The sequence below is a fragment of the Serpentinimonas sp. SMBJO2 genome (assembly GCF_056341105.1).
In genome coordinates, this window is sequence record NZ_CP150628.1 from 339507 (window position 1) to 361498 (window position 21992).

17 protein-coding genes are annotated in these 21992 nt (G+C 69.4%); 10 read left to right on the forward strand and 7 right to left on the reverse strand.

The window, feature by feature from the left end:
• Window positions 1-9: 9 nt before the first annotated feature.
• Window positions 10-1284 (reverse strand): FAD-dependent oxidoreductase, encoded by a 1275-nt coding sequence (locus AAAZ40_RS01475; RefSeq protein ID WP_476660836.1) that lies wholly within the window; start codon window positions 1282-1284, stop codon window positions 10-12.
• Between the two features lie 204 nt (window positions 1285-1488).
• Between AAAZ40_RS01475 and AAAZ40_RS01480 the strand changes: the two genes are divergently transcribed.
• Window positions 1489-3711 carry a malate synthase G gene (locus AAAZ40_RS01480; RefSeq protein WP_476660837.1) on the forward strand — a complete coding sequence of 741 codons (2223 nt, stop codon included), beginning with the start codon at window positions 1489-1491 and terminating at the stop codon, window positions 3709-3711.
• On the opposite strand, the gene AAAZ40_RS01485 is transcribed toward AAAZ40_RS01480, so the two are convergent.
• A complete protein-coding gene (locus AAAZ40_RS01485; RefSeq protein WP_476660838.1) occupies window positions 3692-4519 on the reverse strand; it encodes a hypothetical protein in 828 nt (275 codons plus the stop codon). The two genes, AAAZ40_RS01480 and AAAZ40_RS01485, sit on opposite strands and share 20 nt — an antisense overlap.
• A gap of 98 nt (window positions 4520-4617) precedes the next feature.
• Here AAAZ40_RS01485 and hemB point away from each other — a divergent pair, with 98 nt between their 5' ends.
• The 7 genes from hemB to AAAZ40_RS01520 all read left to right on the forward strand — a co-directional run bounded on the left by hemB (window position 4618) and on the right by AAAZ40_RS01520 (window position 13209).
• Entirely contained in the window at window positions 4618-5625 is a 1008-nt protein-coding gene (gene hemB / locus AAAZ40_RS01490; protein ID WP_476660839.1) for a porphobilinogen synthase, read from the forward strand.
• Between the two features lie 4 nt (window positions 5626-5629).
• Window positions 5630-6034 carry a rhodanese-like domain-containing protein gene (locus AAAZ40_RS01495; protein WP_476660840.1) on the forward strand — a complete coding sequence of 135 codons (405 nt, stop codon included), beginning with the start codon at window positions 5630-5632 and terminating at the stop codon, window positions 6032-6034.
• A gap of 68 nt (window positions 6035-6102) precedes the next feature.
• Window positions 6103-7947, forward strand: a complete 1845-nt coding sequence (gene recQ / locus AAAZ40_RS01500; protein WP_476661659.1) for a DNA helicase RecQ — start codon at window positions 6103-6105, stop codon at window positions 7945-7947.
• A gap of 243 nt (window positions 7948-8190) precedes the next feature.
• Entirely contained in the window at window positions 8191-10080 is a 1890-nt protein-coding gene (locus tag AAAZ40_RS01505) for a phosphoenolpyruvate carboxykinase (GTP) (protein WP_476660841.1), read from the forward strand.
• Between the two features lie 102 nt (window positions 10081-10182).
• Window positions 10183-11127, forward strand: a complete 945-nt coding sequence (locus tag AAAZ40_RS01510; RefSeq protein ID WP_476660842.1) for a metallophosphoesterase — start codon at window positions 10183-10185, stop codon at window positions 11125-11127.
• A gap of 124 nt (window positions 11128-11251) precedes the next feature.
• On the forward strand, window positions 11252-12541 hold the full coding sequence (locus AAAZ40_RS01515) for a D-amino acid dehydrogenase (protein ID WP_476660843.1): 1290 nt from the start codon (window positions 11252-11254) through the stop codon (window positions 12539-12541).
• 182 nt (window positions 12542-12723) lie between these two features.
• Window positions 12724-13209 carry a flavin reductase family protein gene (locus AAAZ40_RS01520; protein ID WP_476660844.1) on the forward strand — a complete coding sequence of 162 codons (486 nt, stop codon included), beginning with the start codon at window positions 12724-12726 and terminating at the stop codon, window positions 13207-13209.
• Between the two features lie 47 nt (window positions 13210-13256).
• On the opposite strand, the gene AAAZ40_RS01525 is transcribed toward AAAZ40_RS01520, so the two are convergent.
• Together AAAZ40_RS01525 and AAAZ40_RS01530 are read right to left on the reverse strand one after the other, a co-directional pair.
• On the reverse strand, window positions 13257-14123 hold the full coding sequence (locus AAAZ40_RS01525; protein ID WP_476660845.1) for an HDOD domain-containing protein: 867 nt from the start codon (window positions 14121-14123) through the stop codon (window positions 13257-13259).
• A gap of 341 nt (window positions 14124-14464) precedes the next feature.
• Window positions 14465-14752, reverse strand: a complete 288-nt coding sequence (locus AAAZ40_RS01530; protein ID WP_476660846.1) for a putative signal transducing protein — start codon at window positions 14750-14752, stop codon at window positions 14465-14467.
• Between the two features lie 46 nt (window positions 14753-14798).
• On the opposite strand from AAAZ40_RS01530, the gene AAAZ40_RS01535 reads away from it, so the two are divergent.
• The gene (locus AAAZ40_RS01535) at window positions 14799-16436 is read left to right on the forward strand and encodes a GMC family oxidoreductase (protein WP_476660847.1); all 1638 of its coding nucleotides are present in this window, start codon (window positions 14799-14801) and stop codon (window positions 16434-16436) included.
• A 186-nt stretch (window positions 16437-16622) separates the two neighbouring features.
• Complete coding sequence (locus AAAZ40_RS01540) at window positions 16623-18152, forward strand: methyl-accepting chemotaxis protein (RefSeq protein WP_476660848.1); 1530 nt, start codon at window positions 16623-16625, stop codon at window positions 18150-18152.
• A gap of 22 nt (window positions 18153-18174) precedes the next feature.
• Here AAAZ40_RS01540 and AAAZ40_RS01545 read toward each other — a convergent pair whose 3' ends face one another.
• Genes AAAZ40_RS01545 through AAAZ40_RS01555 form a run of 3 tightly spaced genes read right to left on the reverse strand, consistent with a single transcriptional unit; the run spans window position 18175 to window position 21971 of the window.
• Window positions 18175-18930, reverse strand: a complete 756-nt coding sequence (locus AAAZ40_RS01545; protein ID WP_476660849.1) for a sulfite exporter TauE/SafE family protein — start codon at window positions 18928-18930, stop codon at window positions 18175-18177.
• Window positions 18931-18946: 16 nt separating this feature from the next.
• Window positions 18947-20995, reverse strand: coding sequence for a putative bifunctional diguanylate cyclase/phosphodiesterase (locus AAAZ40_RS01550; protein ID WP_476660850.1), 2049 nt, complete (start codon window positions 20993-20995; stop codon window positions 18947-18949).
• A complete protein-coding gene (locus tag AAAZ40_RS01555; protein ID WP_476660851.1) occupies window positions 20979-21971 on the reverse strand; it encodes an EAL and HDOD domain-containing protein in 993 nt (330 codons plus the stop codon). The genes AAAZ40_RS01550 and AAAZ40_RS01555 overlap by 17 nt, the downstream gene beginning before the upstream one ends.
• Window positions 21972-21992: the final 21 nt, after the last annotated feature.

Consider the following 21992-nt stretch of genomic DNA (forward strand, 5'->3'; position numbering starts at 1 on the left):
ACCCGTGCATCAGCCGAACATCTTGCCCCACATCATGTCGGCCCAGACGGTCGAACCCTGTTTGGAGGCGGCGTTGTGCTGCGGATCGACCTGGAAGCTCAGCCGCGCCGCCTGACCGATCTGCATGCTGGCCGAGACGTTGACCATGATGGCCGAGGTCTCGCTCACCTTGGCCCAGCAGATGCCACCCGGCAGGGCCACCGTGGTGCCGGCCGCTGGAGCCGGCTCGGGGCGGCCGCTGACCAGCCCCAGAATCTGCTTGGCCACCTGCTGCCCGGCGCCGAAAGCCACGTGCCCGCTCTTGGGCAGCAGCGTGCCCTGGGCGTCGCCGATGACATAGACCAGAGGGTCGGCGGTGCTCTGAAAGCTGGGCAGGTGCACGCTGGCCCAGCGCTCACCCAGGCCCGCTTGCCGGATCAGGCCCGGGGCGCGCATGGGCGGGATGATGTTGGCGGCGGTGTAGTTGATGTCGCCTTCCGGGGTGCTCAGAATCCGCCGCCCGGCGTCGATGCGTGTCGGCGTGATGTCGGTGCGGTAATCGATCTCGTTGGGGTAGAGCGTCTCCATGGCGTGGCGCACCGGGCGCGCCGTGGGGGCCGGGGTCGGGTCGGAGTTGGCGTCAACGATGACGATCTTGCCGCGCGTGCCGCGTTTGCGCATCTGTTCGGCGATCAAGCAGGCGCGCTCGTAGGGGGCGGGCGGACAGCGAAAGGGCGGCCGCGGCACCGTCATGACGTAAATCCCGCCTTGGTTCAGAAAGGCATCGACCTGGAGGCGCACGGCCTCGTGTTCAAAGGCCCGAAAGCCCACCGGCAGCCGGTCGCGGCCTTCGGCAAAGCCCGGCAGGCTGTCTTCCATGTATTCCACGCCTGGGGCCAGCACCAGATAGTCGTAGGGCAGGCGCTGGGTATCGGTCTGCACGAAGCGCGCGCCGCGGTCGATGGCGGTGGCGCGCTCGCGCACCCGGCGCACCCCGATGCGCTCGACGTTGCGGTAGCTGTGGTTGAGGTAGCTCAGCGGCTTCAAGCCCGCAATGTAGAGTGCGCTCATCGGGCAGGACATGAAGCTGGGGTGGGGTTCCAGCAGCGTCACATCGATCTGGCCGCTTTCGGCCAGCGTGCGCGCCGCACCGATGCCGCCCCAGCCGCCGCCGACCACCACCACGCGCGCCTTGGACTTGCCGATCGGGGTGGCGCAACCCGTGGCCAGCAGGGCCAGGCCGACGGCGGCACCGCCGTGCAGCAGTTGGCGGCGGGAGGGGTGGTTGGAAATCTTTGAGCTCATGGGGCGTTCTCCTCGGTGGTGATGAATGTGTGAACGGCCCAGCGCCTCATACTTAAGGCGGTAGGGTATCCAATGTTAGCGGCGTGGTCTTGGTCAGCCATCGGGACTTACCCCAAGCCCTCACCCATGCAAAGCGAGCGATTACACTCAAAAATTCCGGCTGCACTGGCCACCACCCGATTTTTCACAGGAGCCTGTACTCTCATGTCCACTGCCCGCACCGCCGTCGGCCGCCTGCACGTCGCCAGCGCCTTGCACGAATTTGTCAACCAGCAGGTGCTGCCCGGCACCGGCGTCGATCCGGCGGCCTTTTGGGCCGGATTCGAGGCCATCGTCGCCGATCTGGCGCCCAAAAATGCCGCCCTGCTGGCCGAGCGCGAGCGCCTGCAGGCTGAGCTGGACCGCTGGCACCGCGCGCATCCGGGCCCCATCGCCGACCTGCAGTCCTACCGCCAGTTCCTCGAGGGCATCGGCTACCTGGTGGCGCCGCCGGTGGGCGTGCGCGCCAGCACCGCCAACGTGGACGCCGAACTGGCCCTGCAAGCCGGGCCACAGCTGGTGGTGCCGATCCTGAACGCGCGCTACGCGCTCAACGCTGCCAACGCGCGCTGGGGCTCGCTCTACGACGCGCTCTACGGCACCGACGCCATCCCCGAGGCCGGCGGCTGCGAGCGCGGGCGCAGCTACAACCCGCTGCGCGGCGCGCGCGTGATCGAGTTCGCGCGCGACTTCCTCGACCAAGCGGCGCCGCTGGCGATCGAATCGCACAAAGACGCGCGCAGCTACCGCGTGCAAGGCGGGCAGTTGCAGGTGGCGCTCGACGACGGCGCCCAGACCGGCCTGCGCCACCCCGGCCAGCTGCTGGGCTACTGCGGCCAGCCCGAGGCCCCCAGCGCCCTGCTGTTGCAACACCATGGGCTGCACATCGAGATCGTGCTGGATCGCCGCACCGCCATCGGCGCCATCGACCCGGCCGGCATCGCCGACGTGGTGCTCGAGGCCGCGCTCTCGACCATCCTCGACCTCGAGGACTCGGTGGCCGCCGTCGATGCCGAGGACAAAATCCTGGGCTACCGCAACTGGCTCGGCATCCTGCAAGGCACGCTCACCGAACGCTTTGACAAAGGCGGGCGCACGCTCACGCGCGGCCTCAACCCCGACCGCCGCTACACCCGCGCCGACGGCAGCGGCGAGCTGCGCCTGCACGGGCGTTCGCTGCTGTTCGTGCGCAACGTCGGGCATCTGATGACCAATCCGGCCGTGCTCTACACCGACGCCCAGGGCGTGCAGCGCGAAATCCCCGAGGGCATCCTCGACGCCGTGCTCACCACCACCATCGCCTTGCACGACCTGCAAGGCCACGGCCGTCTGCCCAGTGGCGAGGCGGTGCGCAACAGCCGCACCGGCAGCGTGTACATCGTCAAGCCCAAGATGCACGGCCCGCACGAAGTGGCTTTTGCGGCCGAGCTCTTTGGCCGCGTCGAGCGCCTGCTCGGCCTGCCCGACAGCACCGTCAAGCTCGGCATCATGGACGAGGAGCGGCGCACCTCGGTCAACCTCAAGGCCTGCATCGCGGCCGCCGCCAGCCGCGTGGCGTTCATCAACACCGGCTTTCTGGACCGCACCGGCGACGAGATGCACAGCGCCATGCAGGCCGGCCCCATGGTGCGCAAGGGCGAGATGAAATCCAGCGCCTGGATTGCCGCCTACGAGCGCAACAACGTGCTCGTGGGGCTGGGCATGGGCCTGCGCGGGCGGGCGCAGATCGGCAAGGGCATGTGGGCCATGCCGGACCTGATGGCGGCGATGCTGGAGCAAAAGATCGCCCACCCCAAGGCCGGCGCCAACACCGCCTGGGTGCCCAGCCCGACCGCCGCCACCCTGCACGCGCTGCACTACCACCAGGTCGATGTGGCCCAGGTGCAGCAGCAGCTCGAGCGCACCGACGCCGACGCCGAGCGCGACACCCTGCTCGATGGCTTGCTCACCGTGCCCGTGGCCACCAGCCCGAATTGGAGCGCCGCCGAGCGCCAGCAGGAGCTGGACAACAACATCCAGGGCATACTGGGCTACGTGGTGCGCTGGGTCGATCAGGGTGTGGGCTGCTCCAAGGTGCCCGACATCAACGACATCGGCCTGATGGAAGACCGCGCCACGCTGCGCATCAGCAGCCAGCACGTGGCCAACTGGCTGTTGCACGGCATCGTCACTGAGGCCGAGGTGCGCGCCAGCTTTGCCCGCATGGCGGCCAAGGTCGATGCCCAGAACGCCGCCGACCCGGCCTACCGCAGCCTGCTGGCCCACCCCGACGGCGCCGCCTACCAGGCCGCGCTCGACCTGGTGTTCAAGGGCTGCGCCCAACCCAGCGGCTACACCGAGCCGCTGTTGCACGCCTGGCGGCTGCAGGTCAAGGCGCAGCAGAGCTGAGAGGCCCAGAGCCTGGGCCCTGGGCCGCGCTCGCCGGGGCCGCGCTCGCCGGGGCCACGGTGGTTGGATCCGCCGCCTTGCCTGCCCCCGCCTGCGCCAGCCGTCTGAAGCGCGCGCTCAGCTCGACCCCCTCGTCGGTGCGGCGGCGCTGCAGCTCGATGCCGCCGTCGGTGGCCGCCAGCTGGCGCAGCAGCAGCCATTCGATCGCGTCGTGCTGCAGCCGCTCGGCGGCCACCGCCTGGCCGCTCTCGCGCGTGCGCACCCACAGCAGCGCGCAAGCCTGAACCGGGTCGTGTTCAAGGCGCAGCTCGAGGTGCTCGCCAAAGCGCTGCGCCCAGTCCACCATCGCTAGGCACAGGCTGTAGCCCAGCGTCGGGTCGATCAAGAGTTCCACCGGCTGCAGCTGCCGCTGCAGCGTCAGCCCTTGGGCCACCCATTCATCGCGCCGATCGTGCAGCGCGGCCTCGATCACTTGCGCCAGATCGATTTTTTCGTGGGTCTGCCGTGCCTGCCCGCTTTGCAGGCGCAAGATCTGTTGCGCCTGTTTGGCGCACTGCTGCAGCCGCAAGGCCGGGGTGGCCAGCACGCGCATTTCGGCCGCACTCAGGCGCTCGCGCTGGCGCAGCAGCTCGAGCCCGCGCAGCACGCGATCGGCCGCTTCGGCGGCTTGGGTGCTCAGGGCCGCGCTCAGCTCGGGCCAGTGCTCGGCCATGCGCCACGCCGGGTCGGGGGTGGCGGGCGCAGCCGGCGGCTCGCTGGCGTCCGGGGTGCGGTGGGTGGGCGCTGCGTCTGAATCGGTGGAGGTCATGGGGACGCGCTTCGGGGGGCGGGTGGTCTCGGGCAAGCTTGGGGGGTGGCGCGCAGGGCCCAGCGCACCCTGGCGTCAGAGTTTGCCACAATACGTCCATGAGCCTGCCCCCTGCCCCCTACCCCCTGTCGCGGCCGCGCCGCCTGCGCCGCGACGCTTTCAGCCGCGACCTGGTGCGCGAACACCGCCTGACGGCGCACGACCTGATCTACCCCGTGTTCCTGCTCGACGGCGCCGACCGCTGCGAGCCGGTGGCCTCGATGCCCGGCGTGGAGCGCCTGAGCCTCGACCGGCTGCTGCCGGTGGCCGCAGAGTGCGTCGCACTGGGCATCCCGGCGCTGGCGCTGTTTCCGGTGATCGAGGCGGCGCTCAAAACCCCGGATGGGCGCGAAGCCTGCAACCCCGACGGGCTGGTGCCGCGCGCGGTGGCGGCGCTCAAGGCGCGCTTTCCGGCGCTGGGCCTGCTCACCGACGTGGCGCTGGACCCCTACACCAGCCACGGCCAGGACGGCCTGCTCGACGACCGCGGCTACATCGTCAACGACGCCACGGTGCAGGTGCTGGTGCAGCAGGCGCTGTGCCAGGCGGCGGCCGGGGTCGACATCGTGGCCCCGAGCGACATGATGGACGGGCGCATCGGCGCCATCCGGCAGGCACTGGAGGCGCAGGGCTTGGTACACACGCGCATCATGGCCTACAGCGCCAAGTACGCCAGCGCCTTTTATGGCCCCTTTCGCGACGCCGTGGGCAGCGCCGCCAACCTCGGGCGCGCCGACAAGAAGGTCTATCAGATGGACCCCGGCAACAGCGACGAGGCGCTGCGCGAAGTCGCGCTCGACCTGGCCGAAGGGGCCGACATGGTGATGGTCAAGCCCGGCATGCCCTATCTCGACATCGTGCGCCGGGTGAAAGACGAATTCCGCGTCCCGACCTTTGCCTACCAGGTGAGCGGCGAGTACGCCATGCTCAAGGCGGCGGCGCAAAACGGCTGGCTGGCGCACGACGCCGTGATGCTCGAGAGCCTGCTGGCCTTCAAGCGCGCCGGCGCCGACGGCGTGCTGAGCTACTTTGCGCGCGAGGCGGCGCGGCTGCTGCAACGACAATAACGCCATGCAACACCTCTTACCCCGCCAAGCCTGGGAATGGCTGCAAGCGCGCCGCGCGGCCAACCTGGAGCCGCTGTTCGTCGATGTGCGCATGGAGATCGAGTCGCTCTACGTCGGGCGCCCACCGGGAGTGGTGCAGGTGCCGTGGTACGAGTACCCCGACCTGCGGCCCGATGCGCAGCGCTTCGTGCAGCAAGTGGAGCGCGAAGCCGGCAGCAAGGAGTGCCCGGTGTTGCTCATCTGCCGCAGCGGCAAGCGCACGCTGGACGCCGGGGCGGCGCTGGAGGCGGCCGGCTTTGGCGAGGTGGCGCACGTGCTGCACGGCTTCGAGGGCGACCTGGATGCCCACTTTCACCGCTCCACGCGCAACGGCTGGCGCTTCGACGGCCTGCCGTGGGAGCAGATGTGACAGCGGACGGGACACCGGCGACCGCTGATCCTTCCTCTTCGTCCGCCACGACGCGCCGCTGCCTGCAGGTGCTGCAAGAGGTCTTTGGCTACCCCGCCTTCCGGGGTGCGCAGGCCGAGATCGTGGCCCATTTGAGCGACGGCGGCGACGCGCTGGTGCTCATGCCCACCGGCGGCGGCAAATCGCTGTGCTACCAAGTGCCGGCGATCGTGCGCCAGCGCGCCGGGTTGGGGCTGACGGTGGTGGTCTCGCCGCTGATCGCGCTCATGCACGACCAAGTGGGCGCGTTGCTCGAAGCAGGGGTGGAGGCGGCCTACCTCAACTCCAGCCTGAGCGCGCAGCAGGCCAGCGCAGTCGAGCGGCGCATGCTGGCCGGCGAGCTCACGCTGCTCTACGCCGCCCCCGAGCGCCTGGCCACGGCGCGCTGCATGGCGCAGTTGCAGGCGCTGTACGAGCGCGGCACCTTGAGCCTGTTTGCCATCGACGAAGCGCACTGCGTGAGCCAGTGGGGGCACGATTTCCGGCCCGACTACCGCGGTCTGGTGGCGCTGCACGAGCGCTTTCCGGGCGTGCCGCGCATCGCCCTGACCGCCACCGCCGACGCCCTGACGCGCGCCGACATCGTCGAGCAGCTGCGCTTGCAGCAGGCGCGCACCTTCGTCAGCAGCTTCGACCGCCCCAACATCCGCTACACCATCGTCGAGAAAAAAGACAGCCTGCAGCAGCTGCTGCGCTTCATCGAGCGCGAGCACGGCAGCGTGGTCAACGGCCAGCGCCAGCACGACGCGGGCGTGGTCTATTGCCAGTCGCGGCGCAAGGTCGAGGACGTGGCGGCGCAGCTGGCGGCGCACGGTCTGCAGGCGCTGCCCTACCACGCCGGGCTCGATGCGGCCCTGCGCCAGCGGCACCAGGACCGCTTTTTGCGCGAAGACGGGCTGATCATGGTCGCCACCATCGCCTTTGGCATGGGCATCGACAAGCCCGACGTGCGCTTCGTCGCGCACCTCGATTTGCCCAAGAACATCGAGGGCTACTACCAAGAGACCGGCCGCGCCGGCCGCGACGGACTGGCCGCCAACGCCTGGATGGCTTATGGTCTGCAAGACGTGATCCAGCAGCGCAGCCTGATCGACGCCAGCCCGGCCGCCGACGAGTTCAAGCAGGTCATGCGCGGCAAGCTCGACGCCCTGCTGGCCCTGGCCGAGGCCAGCGACTGCCGCCGCGTGCGCTTGCTGGGCTATTTTGGTCAAAGCGCCCAGCCCTGCCACAACTGCGACAACTGCCTCACACCGCCCCAGACCTGGGACGCCAGCGAGGCGGCGCGCAAGCTGCTGTCGTGCATCTTCAGGGTGCAGCAGGCCAGCGGCGGCGCTTTCGGGGCCGGGCACCTGATCGACATCCTGCGTGGCAAGCTCACCGAGAAGGTGCAGCAGCACGGGCACCAGCGCCTGAGCACCTTTGGCATCGGGGCCGATCTGGGCGAGAGCGAATGGCGCAGCCTGCTGCGCCAGCTGATCGCGCGCGCGGCGGTGTGGGTCGATGGCGCGCACTTCAACACCCTGCGCCTGGGCGAGGGCGCGCGCGCCGTGCTCAAAGGCGAGCAGAGCGTGAGCCTCAAGCTGCAAACCCACACCCGCACCGCCCCGGCCAGCACGGCGCGCGCGCGCAGCGCCGCCCAGACGCTGCCGCTGGCGGCGCGCGAAACGCTGGCCGCGCTCAAGGCCTGGCGCGCCGAAGTGGCGCGCGAGCACAACCTGCCCGCCTACGTGATCTTTCACGACGCCACGCTGGAGGCGCTGGCACAGCGCCAGCCGCGCACCTTGGCCGACCTGCAAGGCATCCCCGGCCTGGGGCAGAAAAAACTGCAAGCCTATGGCGAGGAAGTGCTGCGCGTGCTGGAGCGGCGGCCTTGATGGCGTCCTGGGCGTCCGAGGGCACGGCAACCACAGCCCCAAGCCCCCCAAGTCCTGACGGATACCCGACGGACCACCGCGGTTCGTAATAAAATCTTAACAGTCGCTTGCGCTTTTCATGAAGTAGATCTCCAGCTTACAGGCCGCCGTCCAGGCGCACTCCCGCCAAGCCCAAAAACCGATTCGGAAAGCCCCTCGCTCAGGGTTTTTCCACATCCGTTTTTAGACTTTGGAGTGGATTGCATGAACGCACCTGCGCAACCGGGCTTGGCCCTGAACGCACCCGATTGGGTGCAACACACCCGCCTGCGGGCCTGGGTGGCCGAAATCGCCGCCCTGTGCCAGCCCGAGCGCATCGAGTGGTGCGATGGCTCCGAGGCCGAATACGACCGCTTGTGCCTGCAGATGGTCGCGGCCGGCACCCTCGAGCGCCTCGATCCCGTCAAGCGTCCCAACTCCTACCTCGCCCGCACCGACCCCTCCGACGTGGCGCGGGTCGAAGACCGCACCTTCATCTGTACCGAACGGCCCGAAGACGCCGGTCCGACCAACAACTGGATGGCCCCGGCGCGGATGCGCGCCACCCTGCAACCGCTCTTTGCCGGCTGCATGCGCGGGCGCACGCTGTACGTGATCGCCTTTTCGATGGGGCCGCTGGGTTCGCCGATCTCGCACATCGGCGTCGAACTCTCCGACAGCCCCTACGTGGTCGTCAACATGCGCCACATGACGCGCATGGGCCGCGCGGTCTACGAGGTGCTGGGCCGCGAGGGCGAGTTCGTGCCCTGCGTGCACAGCGTCGGCGCGCCGTTGCAGCCGGGGCAGGCCGATGCGGTCTGGCCCTGCAACCCAGCCACCAAGTACATCGTGCACTACCCGGAGACGCGCGAAATCTGGTCTTACGGATCTGGCTACGGCGGCAACGCGCTGCTGGGCAAGAAGTGCCTGGCGCTGCGCATCGCCTCGACCATGGGGCGCGCCGCCGCGCTGGGCAGCGGCAGCAACCCGGGCTGGCTGGCCGAGCACATGCTGATTCTGGGCGTGACCAACCCGCAGGGCAAAAAGTACCACGTCGCCGCTGCCTTCCCCAGCGCCTGCGGCAAGACCAACTTCGCCATGCTGATCCCGCCCAATGCCTTCGAGGGCTGGCAGGTGAGCACCGTGGGCGACGACATCGCCTGGATCAAGCCCGGCGCCGACGGGCGGCTGTACGCCATCAACCCCGAGGCCGGCTACTTTGGCGTCGCCCCCGGCACCAACACGCTCACCAACCCCAACTGCATGCGCAGCCTCGAGCGCGACGTGATTTTCACCAACGTCGCGCGCACCGACGACGGCGACGTCTGGTGGGAGGGCATGGGCCCGGCCCCGGCGCACGCCATCGACTGGCAGGGGCGCGACTGGACGCCGCAACTGGCCCAGGCCAGCGGCGCCAAGGCGGCGCACCCCAATGCGCGCTTCACCGTGTCGGCCACCAACAACCCGGCGCTCGACGCCGCCTGGGACGACCCGGCCGGGGTGCCGATCGACGCCTTCATCTTTGGCGGCCGGCGCAGCGACACGGTGCCGCTGGTGACGCAGGCGCGCGACTGGAACGAAGGCGTGTACATGGCCGCCACCATGGGCTCCGAGACCACCGCCGCCGCCTTTGGCGCCCAGGGCGTGGTGCGGCGCGACCCCTTCGCCATGCTGCCTTTTTGCGGCTACCACATGGGCGACTACTTCCAGCACTGGATCGACCTCGGGGCCAGGCTGCGCGCCAGCGGGGCCAGGCTGCCGGCGATTTTCTGTGTCAACTGGTTTCGCAAAGGCGCCGACGGCAAGTTCGTCTGGCCCGGCTTTGGTGACAACATGCGTGTGCTGCACTGGATGCTGCAGCGCCTCGAAGGCCAGGCCCAGGGGCAGGAGCACGCCTTGGGCACCAGCCCGCGCTATGCCGACCTGAACTGGGACGGGCTGGCTTTCAGCGCGCAGCAGTACGAGGCCGTGAGCGCCGTCGATGCGCAGCAGTGGCGGCAAGAGTTGGCCAGCCACGCCGAGCACTTCGACCAGCTGGCGCCGCGCCTGCCGCCCGAGTTGTGGGCGGTCAAGGAGCGGCTGGAGCAGCGCCTGGAGGCCGAGGCGCTGGCCTGATCCGCACGGCCCGAGCGGCTGCCTGCCGATGCGGATGCCGCCCTGGCTGCGGTGCGGGCGGCAGCCGCAGGGCCCCGGTCGCGGGCGACATCGGTTTGCCGCATGAAAATCCAGCTGCTGAGCGATCTGCACCTCGAAGTCCAGCCCGCCTGGCAAGCCCGCCCGGCCCGCGGTGCCGATGTGCTGGTGCTGGCCGGTGACATCGGGTCTTATCAAAGCGCTCCCCTTGCCCCCGCCCCGCCTGCGGCGGCGGCCTCGGTGGCTGCCGCCCACGCGCCGCCCCTGCCGCTCGCGCTCCCGGCTCCGCCCCGGATGCGCGAACCCGACTGGGGGTTGCGCCGCTTCTCGCCCTTGCCACAATACGCCGGCTGGCCCACGCCGGTGCTGTTTTGCCCCGGCAACCACGAATACGATGGGTTCGATTTCGATGCTACCCACGAGGCGCTGCGCGCCTGCTGCGAGCGCCTGGGCATCGTCTGGCTGGAGCGCGAGCAGTGGCTGTACCAAGGGGTGCGCTTCGTGGGCACCACCTTGTGGAGCGATTTTGACGCGCTGGCCGAGCTGCCCGCCAGCGGCCGCGGCCTGCCCGCCGACCCGCTGGCGCGGCGGCACAAGCTGCGCGAGCGCGCCTACCGCGCCGCCAACCACTACCTGCGCAAGATGCACACCCGGCGCCACGGGCAGGGCTTTGACGCCGCCGCCATGCGCGCGCAGGCGCTGCGCTGCCAGGACTGGCTGCGCGCCACCCTGGCGCAGCCACACGCCGGGCCGACGGTGGTGGTGACGCACTTTGCTCCCAGCCTGCGCAGCCACGACCCGCGTTACGGCATCAACCCAGGCACCGCCGGGTTCTGTAATGCCCTCGACGAGCTGCTGGCGCAAGCCGACCTGTGGCTGCACGGGCACCTGCACTGGGCCCAGGACTACCAGGTGGGACGCTGCCGGGTGGTGGCCAACCCGCTGGGCTACGCCGAGAAAAACGAACAGGCCCGGTTTTTGCCCGAGCTGCTGATCGAGTGCCCGGCCCCGCACCCTGATTCCCGCTAGTGTGGTGTTGCGCCTGCCGGCGCCCGGTTGGCCGCTGTCCGTTGGCTGGCCGGGCGTGGGAATGGGGCAAAATGGAGCGCTCGAAGGGTCAACGGGTTCACAGCGGCCCACGAAAGGAGCCTGAATGCGTGTCGTGGTCCTCGGGGCGGGCATCATCGGTACCTGCAGCGCTTGGCATTTGTTGCAAGCCGGGCACGAGGTCACGCTGGTGGATCGGCAAAGCGATGCCGCGCTCGAAACCAGCTTTGCCAACGCGGCCCAGATCTCGGTCGGCTACAGCGTGCCCTGGGCCCACCCCGATACTCCCCTGAAAGCGCTGGGCTGGATGCTGCAGCACCAGGCGCCCCTGCTGTGGCGACCGCAGTGGGATCGGGCCCAGTGGTCGTGGCTGTTGCGCTTTTTGCGCCAGTGCACGCACGGCGCCTTTGCCCACAACCTGCGCCAACTGGTGGCGCTGGCGCGCTACAGCCAGCAAGCGCTGCAGGACATTTGCGCGCACACCGGCATCGAGTACGGGCGCAGCCAGCGCGGCATTGCGCTCTATTGCACCGATGCCGCCAGCCTGCAGGGCGCCGAGCGGGTGAGCGCCATGGTGCGTGCGCTCGGGGTGCCGCGGCACGCCCTCAGCCGCGACGAGCTGTTGCAGCTCGAGCCTGCGCTGCAGCCCTTTGCCGAGCGCCTGCTGGGCGGCTGCTACACCCCCACCGACGAGCACGGCGATGCCCGGGTGTTCACCCAGGCGCTGGCGGCGCGCTGCCAAGGCGCAGGGGCGCAGCTGCTGTACGAGCAGCACATCGAACAGCTGGCGCTCGAAGGCGGCGTGCTCAAGCGCGCGGTGCTCAAGCACCAGCACACGGGCGTGACCCGGGTGCTGCAGGCCGACGCCTTTGTGCTGGCTTGCGGCAGCGATTCGGTGGCGCTGGCGCTGCCGCTGGGTTTGAGGTTGCCGGTCTATCCGTGCAAGGGCTACAGCGCCACGCTGGCGCTGCTGCAGCCCGAGCGCGCGCCCAGCCTCAGCCTGATCGACGACGAATGCAAGATCGCCGTCTCGCGCCTCGGGGACCAGTTGCGGGTGGCGGGTACGCTCGAGCTCGCGGGCATGGACCGTGCGCTCGATACGCCGCTGGCCCGGGCCCGCTGCGCCCGCCTGTTGCAGCGCGTCGAAACGGTGTTTCCCGGCGTGGCCGACACGCGCTTACCCGAGCACGGGGGCCAGCCCCAGTTCTGGTGCGGTCTGCGTCCCACCACCCCCAGCAATGTGCCGCTGATCGGCCCCAGCCGCATCCCTGGGCTGTGGCTCAACGTGGGGCACGGCACCCTGGGGTGGACGCTCGGGCCCGGTTCGGGCCGCGCGCTGGCGCTGCGGCTGAGCGGCCAAAGCCCGGAGCTGGATTTTTCGTTTCAGGGGGCTTGACGCCGGGTTGCGGGTGCGTTGCGCCGACCCCTGGCTGCTGCGCCGCGCGCGCCTGCCGGCGCAGGGGGTGCAGGGGCGGGCACTGTACCAAAGCAAAACGCAGGGGCGCGACCGGGTCTCGACCTGGCAGCAAGCGGATACGCCTTAAGATCTGGGGCGCGCCGCTTGGGCCCCTGTCACCGATGCAAGCACCAAATTCCAACACCTTCCGTGCCGCGCTGGGGCGTTTTGCCACCGGCGTGACGATCGTCACCACCCGCTGCGGCACCGGCCAGCCGCTGGGGCTGACGGTGAACTCGTTCAACTCGGTGTCGCTGCAGCCGCCGCTGGTGCTCTGGAGCCTGGGGCTGCGTTCCGCCGCCCTGCCGGTGTTCATGCAGGCGCCGCATTACGCCATCCATGTGCTCAGTGCGCAGCAGCGCGATCTGGCGCTGCGTTTCGCGGCCCAAGGGGTGGACCGCTGGAGCGGGTTGGAGTTTGCTGAAGGCGTGGGTGGCGTGCCTTTGCTGCCCGGGGTGGTGGCCAGCTTCGAGTGCCGCAGCCGCAGCCGCCACGAAGAGGGCGACCACGTGATTTTTGTGGGCGAAGTCGAGCGTTGCCAGCACCGCCTCGAGGTGCGCCCGCTGCTCTACCACGGCGGGCGGTTTTACACCGAGCACCCGCTGTAGCCCGCCGCCCACGGCAGCGGCGGCGCTTGTCTGGGCCTTGCGGCGTCTCAGGGCAGATCGACGGCCTGCAGCACCGGGTGCAGTTCGTCGATCCAATGCTCGACTTCGCTCGCGCCGAGCTCCAGGAACTGCAGGCACTGGGGGCCGTGATCGACCCACTCTTTGGAGACGCCAGCCCCTTCGTGTTGCTGCACCAGGTGCTCGGCCACCAGTCCCACGGCCACCAGTTGGCGCACGGTGACGGCAAAGCGCTGATCGCTCAGGCAGGTGAAGTCGTGGTGCAGGCGCAGCGCCAGCGCCAGCTCGCTGGGCAGCAACCAGGTGCGTGCCACCAGGGCCCCGACCACTGCATGGTCGGTGCGGTGGTTGGCGTTTTCGGTGGCGCAAAAGCTGCGGTCCTGGCGCGCCAGCGCTTCGGTGAGGGTGCTGCCATAGCCCCTGAGCCCTTGCAGCAACACCGGCAACCCGACGTGGCAGAACAGGCCAAAGCTGTAGGCCAGCCCGGTGTCGAGGCCGTAGAGCTGGCGCGCAATGTGTGCGCACGCCAAGGCACGGCGCGTCGAAGTTTCCCAGAAGTGCTGCAGCAGCGGCGCATGCACGGGCAAGGCGCGGCGCAGCAGAAAGCCGCTGAGCAAACGGACCCCGGCTTGCAGGCCCAGCACCGTCATGGCCCGGCCTACGGTCTGCACCGGATGCACCAGCTGGTAGAGCGGGCTGTTGGCCTGGCGGATCAGGGCGGCGGCCATGGCCACGTCGGCGCTGGCAATGTGGTCGATGGCGACCAGATCGGGTTCCGGCTCGTTGATGGCTTGCTGCAACTGCCGCAGCAGTTCCGGGCAGGGCGGGATCAAGATGTCGCGCAGCGGCCCGCTGAGGCGTGCGCGCTCGAGTTCGGCGTCAATGTGCTGGGCCATGGTGTAAAGGGCAAGTCAAGCAGCCAGCCTGCCCGGCGACCACTGGCCCTCATTGTGCCAGCATAAGGCGGGAGCAATGAAAAAAGCCAGCTTGAGGCTGGAGGAATAGAAAAGCCAGCTCGAGGCTGGCTGGGTGCTTGCGCTGCGGGGGCGCTCTGGGTGGCGCCCTGGTGCGAACCGGCCGATGCGCCGGATTCGAGGTTCACGCTTGGGATTTTGGAATGGTGCGGTGTGCGATGCGTCTCTTCTGCCCTTTGTGGCCCGCAGTCTTGATGCTGCGTGCAACGTCTCAGCTGATTCTATGCGCGTGTACCACGATTGTGCATAGGGATTTACCCGGATCAGGCGCCCACATCCGGGTCGTCGTCGCGCAGCGCAAAGTCGCCACGCAGCCAGGCCTGGCGGATCGCCTCGGCCTCGGCCCAGCGCCGCTGCGGCACCATGACGCGCGCAGGAATCGCTTGCGCCAGCAGGGAGTAGGTCTGCGCCATCTGGTCGTCGGCGACCATGGTGGGCACACCGCAGGCCTGCAACCGGCCTTGCAACAGCCACGCCTCGGTGGCCACGGCAAAGGTGGTGAGGGTTTGCCAGTCGCCTTGTTCGGGGTCGTAGGGGCTGTTGTCGGGCATGGGGCGGTGCTGGGGTCAGGGGGGATTGTGCGCTACCATGGGGGCCATGATATCTGCTCCCCAAAGCGATGCCTTCGACTACCTGATTGTGGGCGGCGGCTCGGCGGGTTGCGTGCTGGCCGCGCGCCTGAGCGAGGACCCGGAGGTGACGGTGGCGCTGCTGGAGGCCGGCGGTGAGGGCCGCGACTTGGCCATCCGCTTGCCCGCCGGAGTGGTGGCGATGCTGCCTGGCCGCCCCTTCAAATACCACAACTGGGCTTTCGAGACCGTGCCCCAGCCGGGCTTGCTCGGGCGCTGCGGCTACCAGCCGCGCGGCAAGGCGCTCGGCGGCTCGTCGGCCATCAACGCCATGCTGTACGCACGCGGCCACCGCAGCGACTACGACGACTGGGACGCAGCCGGGGCAGCGGGTTGGTCGCACGCCGAGGTGCTGCCCTTTTTCATGCGCAGCGAGCACAACCAGCGCGGCCCCAACGGCTGGCGCGGCATCGGCGGGCCGCTGCACGTGGCCGATCAGGTCAGCCCGCGGCCGATCACGCAGGCTTTTGTCGAGGCCTGCGCGCAGCACGGCATCCTGCCCAACCCGGACTACAACGGCGAGCGGCAGGATGGGGCCTTCTTGTTTCAGGTCACGCAGTTCCACGACGCGGCCCGGCGCGGCCAGCGCTGCTCGGCGGCGGCGGCCTTCGTGCACCCGGTGCTGCAGCGCCCCAACCTGACGCTGTTCACCCGCACCCACGCCACCCGCGTGCTGTTCGAGGGCCGGCGCGCCGTGGGGGTGCAGGCGCGCCAGCGCGGCCGCAGCCTGAGCCTGCGCGCGCGGCGCGAGGTGGTTTTGTGTGCCGGCGCCCTGCAAACGCCGCAGTTGCTGCTGCTCTCGGGCGTCGGGCCGGCGGAGGAACTGCAGCGGCACGGCATCCCGCTGCTGCACCGTTTGCCTGGGGTCGGGCAGAACCTGCAGGACCACCTGGATCTGACGCTCTCGTACCGCAGCGACCGGACCGATCTGTTTGGCATTGGCCTGGGGCCGGCCTGGCAGCACTGGCAGGCCTGGCGGCAGTGGCGGCGCAACGGCAGCGGGCCGCTGAGTTCGCCCAGCGCCGAGGGCGGCGCCTTCTGGCGCTCGCAGCCCGAGCTGGACCGCCCCGATCTGCAGCTGCACTTTTGCGTCGGCATCGTGGACGATCACGTGCGCAAGCTGCACTGGGGCTACGGCTTCAGCTGCCACGTCTGCGTGCTGCGGCCCCATGCCCGCGGCCGGGTGGGTCTGCACAGCGCCGACCCGCTGGCTGCGCCGCTGATCGACCCGGCCTACCTGTCCGATGCGCGCGACCTGCAACTGCTGGTGCGGGGCGCGCAACAGATGCGCGAGATTTTGCTGCGCCGCCCGCTGCAGCCGTGGCGCGGTACGCCGCTGTTTGACGAGCAGTTGCAGGGCCAGGCGGCGTGGGAGCAGTGGGTGCGCCGCCGCGCCGACACCATCTACCACTCGGTGGGCACCTGCCGCATGGGGGCCGATGAGGGCGCGGTGGTGGATGCGCAGCTGCGCGTGCACGGCCTTGCGGGGCTGCGCGTGGCCGATGCCTCGGTCATGCCCACGCTCATCGGCGGCAACACCAACGCGCCTTCGATCATGCTCGGCGAGCGCGCGGCGGCGTGGCTGCGGGCTGAACGCAAGGCCTGAGGGCATGCGCTGGCGCTGGCCGCGGCACCAGCCAGGCCATTGGCGCTGGGTCACCGATCAAATGCGTAAAATGCGCGTGCACAATCAAATTTATTTGATGTAGCGCAAACAAACTCCTGCTGCTTTTGGCTAGCATACGCTCCCCGAGCCCACTCATGGGGCTCGGATTCGAACCTTGGAGATTTGATGACCGCCCCTACCCGCCGCCGCATCTGGGCCCAGTTGTTGCTCACCATTGCCGTGGCCCTGATGCTGGTCTGGACGGCGGTGATCGTCTGGCAGGGCCATGTGGCGCGCCAGGCGGCGATCGAGCAGGCGCGGGAGTTCACCGCCAGCCTGCACCACGCCACCATGGCCGGCCTGACCAGCATGATGATGACCGGCACCATCGACCAGCGCCAGCTTTTACTTGAGCAGCTCAACGCGCTCGGCCGCATCGAGGACGTGCGGGTGGTGCGCGGGCCCGGGGTGGCGGCGACTTTCGGCCCCGGCACCGACGCCGACCTGCGCCCCGACGCCGCCGAGCAGTGGGTGATCGAGACCGGACAGGAATACGCCGAGGTGCTGCGCGACGAGCGCGGCGAGTTCTTGCGCGTCATTCGTCCGACCCTGAACGCCAGCAACTACTTGGGCAAAAACTGCATGACCTGCCACGCCGTGCCCGAAAACGCGGTGCTGGGCACGGTGAGCATGCGCGTGCCACTGGCCGAAGTGAACCAGCAAATGGACACCCAGCGCTGGCAATCGATCCTGCTGGCGCTGCTGACCAGCATCCCGGTGCTGCTGCTGATCTACCCGTTCATCAACCACATGGTGACCAAGCCGCTGCGCCGTTCGGTCGCTTTGGCGCAGGACATCGCACACGGCGATCTGTCGCAAGAGGTGGTGGTGGACTCGCGCAACGAAATCGGCCTGCTGCAAACCGGGTTGCGCGACATGACGCTGAGCCTGCGCAAGCTGGTCGGGCGCGTGCAGGCGGGCACCGATTCGATCCTCGCGGCGTCTGGCGACATCGCCAGCGGCAACAACGACCTGTCGCAGCGCACCGCCTTGCAGGCCGACTCGACCGAGCAGATCGTGGGCGCGCTGGAGCAGCTCTCCGAGGTGCTGGGGCAAAACGCGGCGCACGCGCGCTCGGCCGATGCGCTGGCGCAGTCGGCCTCGGCGGTGGTCGGGCGCGGTGGCGAGTCGGTGCGGCAGGTGGTGCAGACCATGGAGGCGATCGAGGCCTCCTCGCGCAAGGTCGCCGACATCATCGCCGTGATCGACACCATTGCCTTTCAAACCAACATCCTGGCGCTCAACGCCGCAGTCGAGGCGGCGCGCGCGGGCGAACAGGGGCGGGGCTTTGCGGTGGTGGCCGCCGAGGTGCGGGCGCTGGCGCAGCGGTCGGCGCAGGCGGCGCGCGAGATCAAGGCACTGATCGACGCCTCGGTGCAGCAGACGGCGGCCGGCACCGCGCAGGTGCACCGCGCCGGGCAGGAAATGGCCGAGGTGGTGCAGTCGATCCGGGCGGTGACACAGTTGATCGGCGACATGGCCGCGGCCGGGGCGCAGCAGGCGCAGCGCATCGAGGGCGTCAAGCGCTCGGTGTCCGACATCAGCGACGTGACGCAGCAAAACGCGGCGCTGGTCGAGCAGGCGGCGGCGGCAGCCAGTTCGTTGCGCGAGCAAGCCGCCGAACTCGATCAGCTGGTGGCCACCTTCAAGCGCTGAGGCGGGGCTGGTCAGGGGCTGCCTAGCCGCGCCAAAAGAACAGCGCGCTCATCACCAGCCCGGTGCACACCACCACGGCGCGCACGGTGCGCATGGACAGGCGCCGGGCGTGGCGCGCCCCGACGTAGCCGCCCAAGGTGGCGGTGGCCATCATCAGCAGCGCCGGGCCCCAGGCGATCACGCCGGCCAGCACGAAGGTGAGCACCGACAGCAGCGACAGCACCAGCGAGTTGAGGTTTTTGAGCGCGTTGGCGGTGTGCAGGTTTCTTTCGCCGCTGGCGCTGTAGAGCGCCATCAGCAAGATGCCCAGCCCGCCGTTGAAATAGCCGCCGTAGGTGGCCACCGCCAGCAGCCCGGGGTTGCGCCAACGCGGCGCGGCGCTGGCCGATGCGGCCACCCAGTGGCGCGCCAGCCAGGGGCCGAGCAGAAACAGCGCGGTGGCAAAGAGCAGCAACCAAGGAATCAGGCCGCGAAACACCGCCGCTGGGGTGACCAGCAACAGCAGCGCCCCCAAGACGCCGCCGGCGGCCGAGAGCAGGGTTTCGCGCAGCAGCCGCCGGCGCGGCAGTTGCGCCAGTTCGGCCCTGAAGCCCAGCGTGCTGCCCAAATAGCCGGGGCTCACCGCCAGGGCGCTGGTGGCGTTGGCCACGATCGGCGGCAGGCCGGCCACCAGCAGCGCAGGCAGGGTCAAAAAACTGCCGCCGCCGGCGATGGCGTTGAGCGCGCCAGCGGCAAAGCCGGCGCTGGCGAGCAACAGGGCGATACCGAGGGTGTCCACGCTTGCGCAGGGCGAGTCAGAGCGCGAGCCGGGCGCCGGTCTGCACCAGGCGCGCGTATTCGGCCTCCGGCAGTGGCCGGCTGAACAGGTAGCCCTGCAACTGGTCGCAACCCAGGCCGCGCAGGTATTCCATCTGCGCGCGCGTCTCCACCCCTTCGGCGACGATCTCGTGGCGCAACTGCCGCCCCATGGTGATGATGGCTTGGGCGATCGCACAGTCGTTGGCTTGCAGCGGCACGCCGGTGACAAAGGCGCGGTCGATCTTGAGCGTGCTGATGGGCAGGCGTTTGAGGTAGGACAGGCTGGAGTAGCCGGTACCAAAATCATCCAGCGCCAAACCCAGGCCCATGGCCGCCAATTCGTTCATGATGCGCAGCATGTCATCCGGGTTGCGCGCCATCAGGCTTTCGGTGAGTTCGAGTTTGAGTTGTTGCGGCGCCACCCGATGCTGTTGCAGCAAATGCTCGATGCGCCGGGGCAGGTGGCGGTCGATCTGACGCACCGACAGGTTCACTGCGAGCGGCGGCATCTGCAGGCCGGCAGCGCGCCAGCCTGCGATCTGACTGCAGGCTTCGTTGAGCACCCATTCGCCGAGTTCCAGGATCAGGTGGGTCTCTTCGGCCAGGGCGACGAAACGCGCCGGCGTGAGCAGGCCGTGGCGCGGGTGTTGCCAGCGCAACAGGGCTTCGGCGCCGACGATCAGGCCGTTGCGCAAACTGACCTTGGGTTGGTGGTGCAGCAGCAATTCGCCGTGCGCGATGGCGCGACGCAAATCGCTTTCGAGCTCGAAGCGTTCGGTCGCCCTGTGCGTCATTTCCTCGCTGAAAAACTGCACTGCGCCCTCGTGACCCGTGGCGGCGCGTTGGCAGGCGCTCTGGGCGTTGCGCAGCAAGGTGGCGGCGTCCAGGCCGTTGTCGGGGTAGAGCGCGATGCCGACACAGGCCGACAACTGCACCGAGTGGCCTTGAAGGGTGATCGGCGCGCTCAACAGGGCCAGCAGCTTGTGCGCCACCAGGGCCGCGTGGTCGGGTTGCTGCACGCCCAGCAGCACCAGCGCCAGTTTGTCGTGCCCAAACCGGGCCAGCAGGTCTTGCTCGCGCAGGCCGGTTTGCACCCGCTGCACGAGTTGCAGCAGGCCTTCGTCGCCGCAGTCGTGGCCCAAGGTGTCATAGACCCATTCGAGCCGCTGCAGCTGCAGCACCAGCACCGCCGTGTGCCAGCCGCCGCGCTTGGCTTGGGCCAGTGCCGGGGTCAGCAACTGCGCCAGCAGCAGCCGGTTGGGCAGGCGGGTGACGGGGTCCAGGTGGGCCGCATCGAAGGCCGCCGGCACCCCCGGCGGCGGCTGCTCCTGGGTGGGCGTGCACAGCAACAGGGCGTGGTGCGAGTGGCCCTGATCGTCGCGCACCGGCAGGATGCGCACCGTTTGCGCCAGCATCTGGCCGTCCGGGCAGCGCAGCGCAAGCCGGCCGCGCCAATGTCTGTGGGTGTGCAGCGTCTCCTGCAGCTGGCTGCGCACGGTTTCGCTGTCTGCAGCACACAGCCAGTCGAGGTTGTGGCCGAGTGCCTGGTGCTGCGGGTGGCCGGTGAGGGCGACAAAAGCCCGGTTGAGCCAGACGATACGGCCCTTGGGGTCGGTCAGCAGCGCAGGCAGGTTGCTGTTTTCGAGCAAATGGCGGTACAGGGGTTGGCGCTCGTCAGGTGTCAGCTCCAGGTTCAGGGGCTCGAAGTGGGCGTTCAGGGCGCTGGGGCTGCCCTGCGGGTCGCATTCGAGCTGCAGTTGCAGGCGCGCCTTGGCGGCTGGTCCCGCTTGGGTGCGGCAAAAAACGGTCAGGCTGGCGGTTGCGTCGCCGGGATGGCCGGCGCCGGCGGCGCCCAGATCGAGCCAGTCTTCGTCCTCACTGTGCAGGCTCAGAAACAGCAGATGCTGTCCGATGGCTTGCTGCGCCTCGAAACCGAAGAACGCTTGTGCCGACGCGGGCCACTCAGTGATGAAGCCGGCCAGATCGAGCCGGACGCAGGCCCGACGATCCGGCGCCGGCACAGCGGTTTCAGGTGCGCGATCCATGCCCACTTGCGGCGCCTTTGAGTTCGAAAGTCCACTGGCAGGCCTGGGCCAGCAGCGCGTTGGCCTGGGCAATCGTCACGCCCAGCGCCGCCAGTTGCTGCACGGCGGCGGCAGGCTGGCGCTGCTCGATCGCCTGCCAGAGCCTGAGCAGGGCGCCGATCGGGCTTTGGCCTTCAAGCAAGCCCAAGCGCAGAGGGTCGCTCAAGCGCAGCGGTTGCAAGATGTCGGGCAGTGGCTGGCCCAGCAGCACATCGAGCATCGACAACACGCCGGCCATGAAGGCTTCGTCCTGGGCCAGGCGATCCTGTCCGGCCGCTTGGGCCAGCAATTCCAGCCCACGCGCACGCAGGCAGACGTGGGCCAGCAGCATGGCGCTGCGCGGGTCGTCGTCGCGGGCGGCAAAGAGCAGCAGATTGACCCAGCGTTTGAGCGCCTGCCGGCCCAGCAGCAAAATGGCCTGGCCGAAGCTGGTGATTTCGCGCCGCGCCCCGACCGCGGCCGAATTGACCAAGCGCAGCAACTGGTACGACAGGGTGGGATCTTGGCGAAAAACGGCTTCGAGTTCGTGCGTGTCGGCGTCCTGGGTGAGCAGTTTCAGCAAAGCCATGGCGCGCTGGCGCGAAGCGGTCTGCGCCGCGGTGCCGCGCGGCGACAGCTTCAGGTACCAGTCCCCAGCCAGCCAGCGGGCCGCAGGGGGCAAGCGGATCGGCCAGACCGGCTCCGCGCACCAAAACAGCGCTTGCGGGGTGGCGAGCTGCACGGCGGTGCCCTGCAGGGCTTCGGGCGCCGCGCACAGCCCCTCGGATTGCGACAGCACACACGGCAGGCGCGCAGCCCATTCGAGCAGCAGCGCCTGCTCGGCAGGGCCCAAGGGGGCACTGCAGTGCCAATGGACGGCGGCCGGGCGCCCGTCGGCCTGGGCCAGCAGTTGCGGCAGCAGCAGCCCCGGCGCGGTCTCGGGTACAGGCACACTCATGCGCCGATTATCCAGGCAATG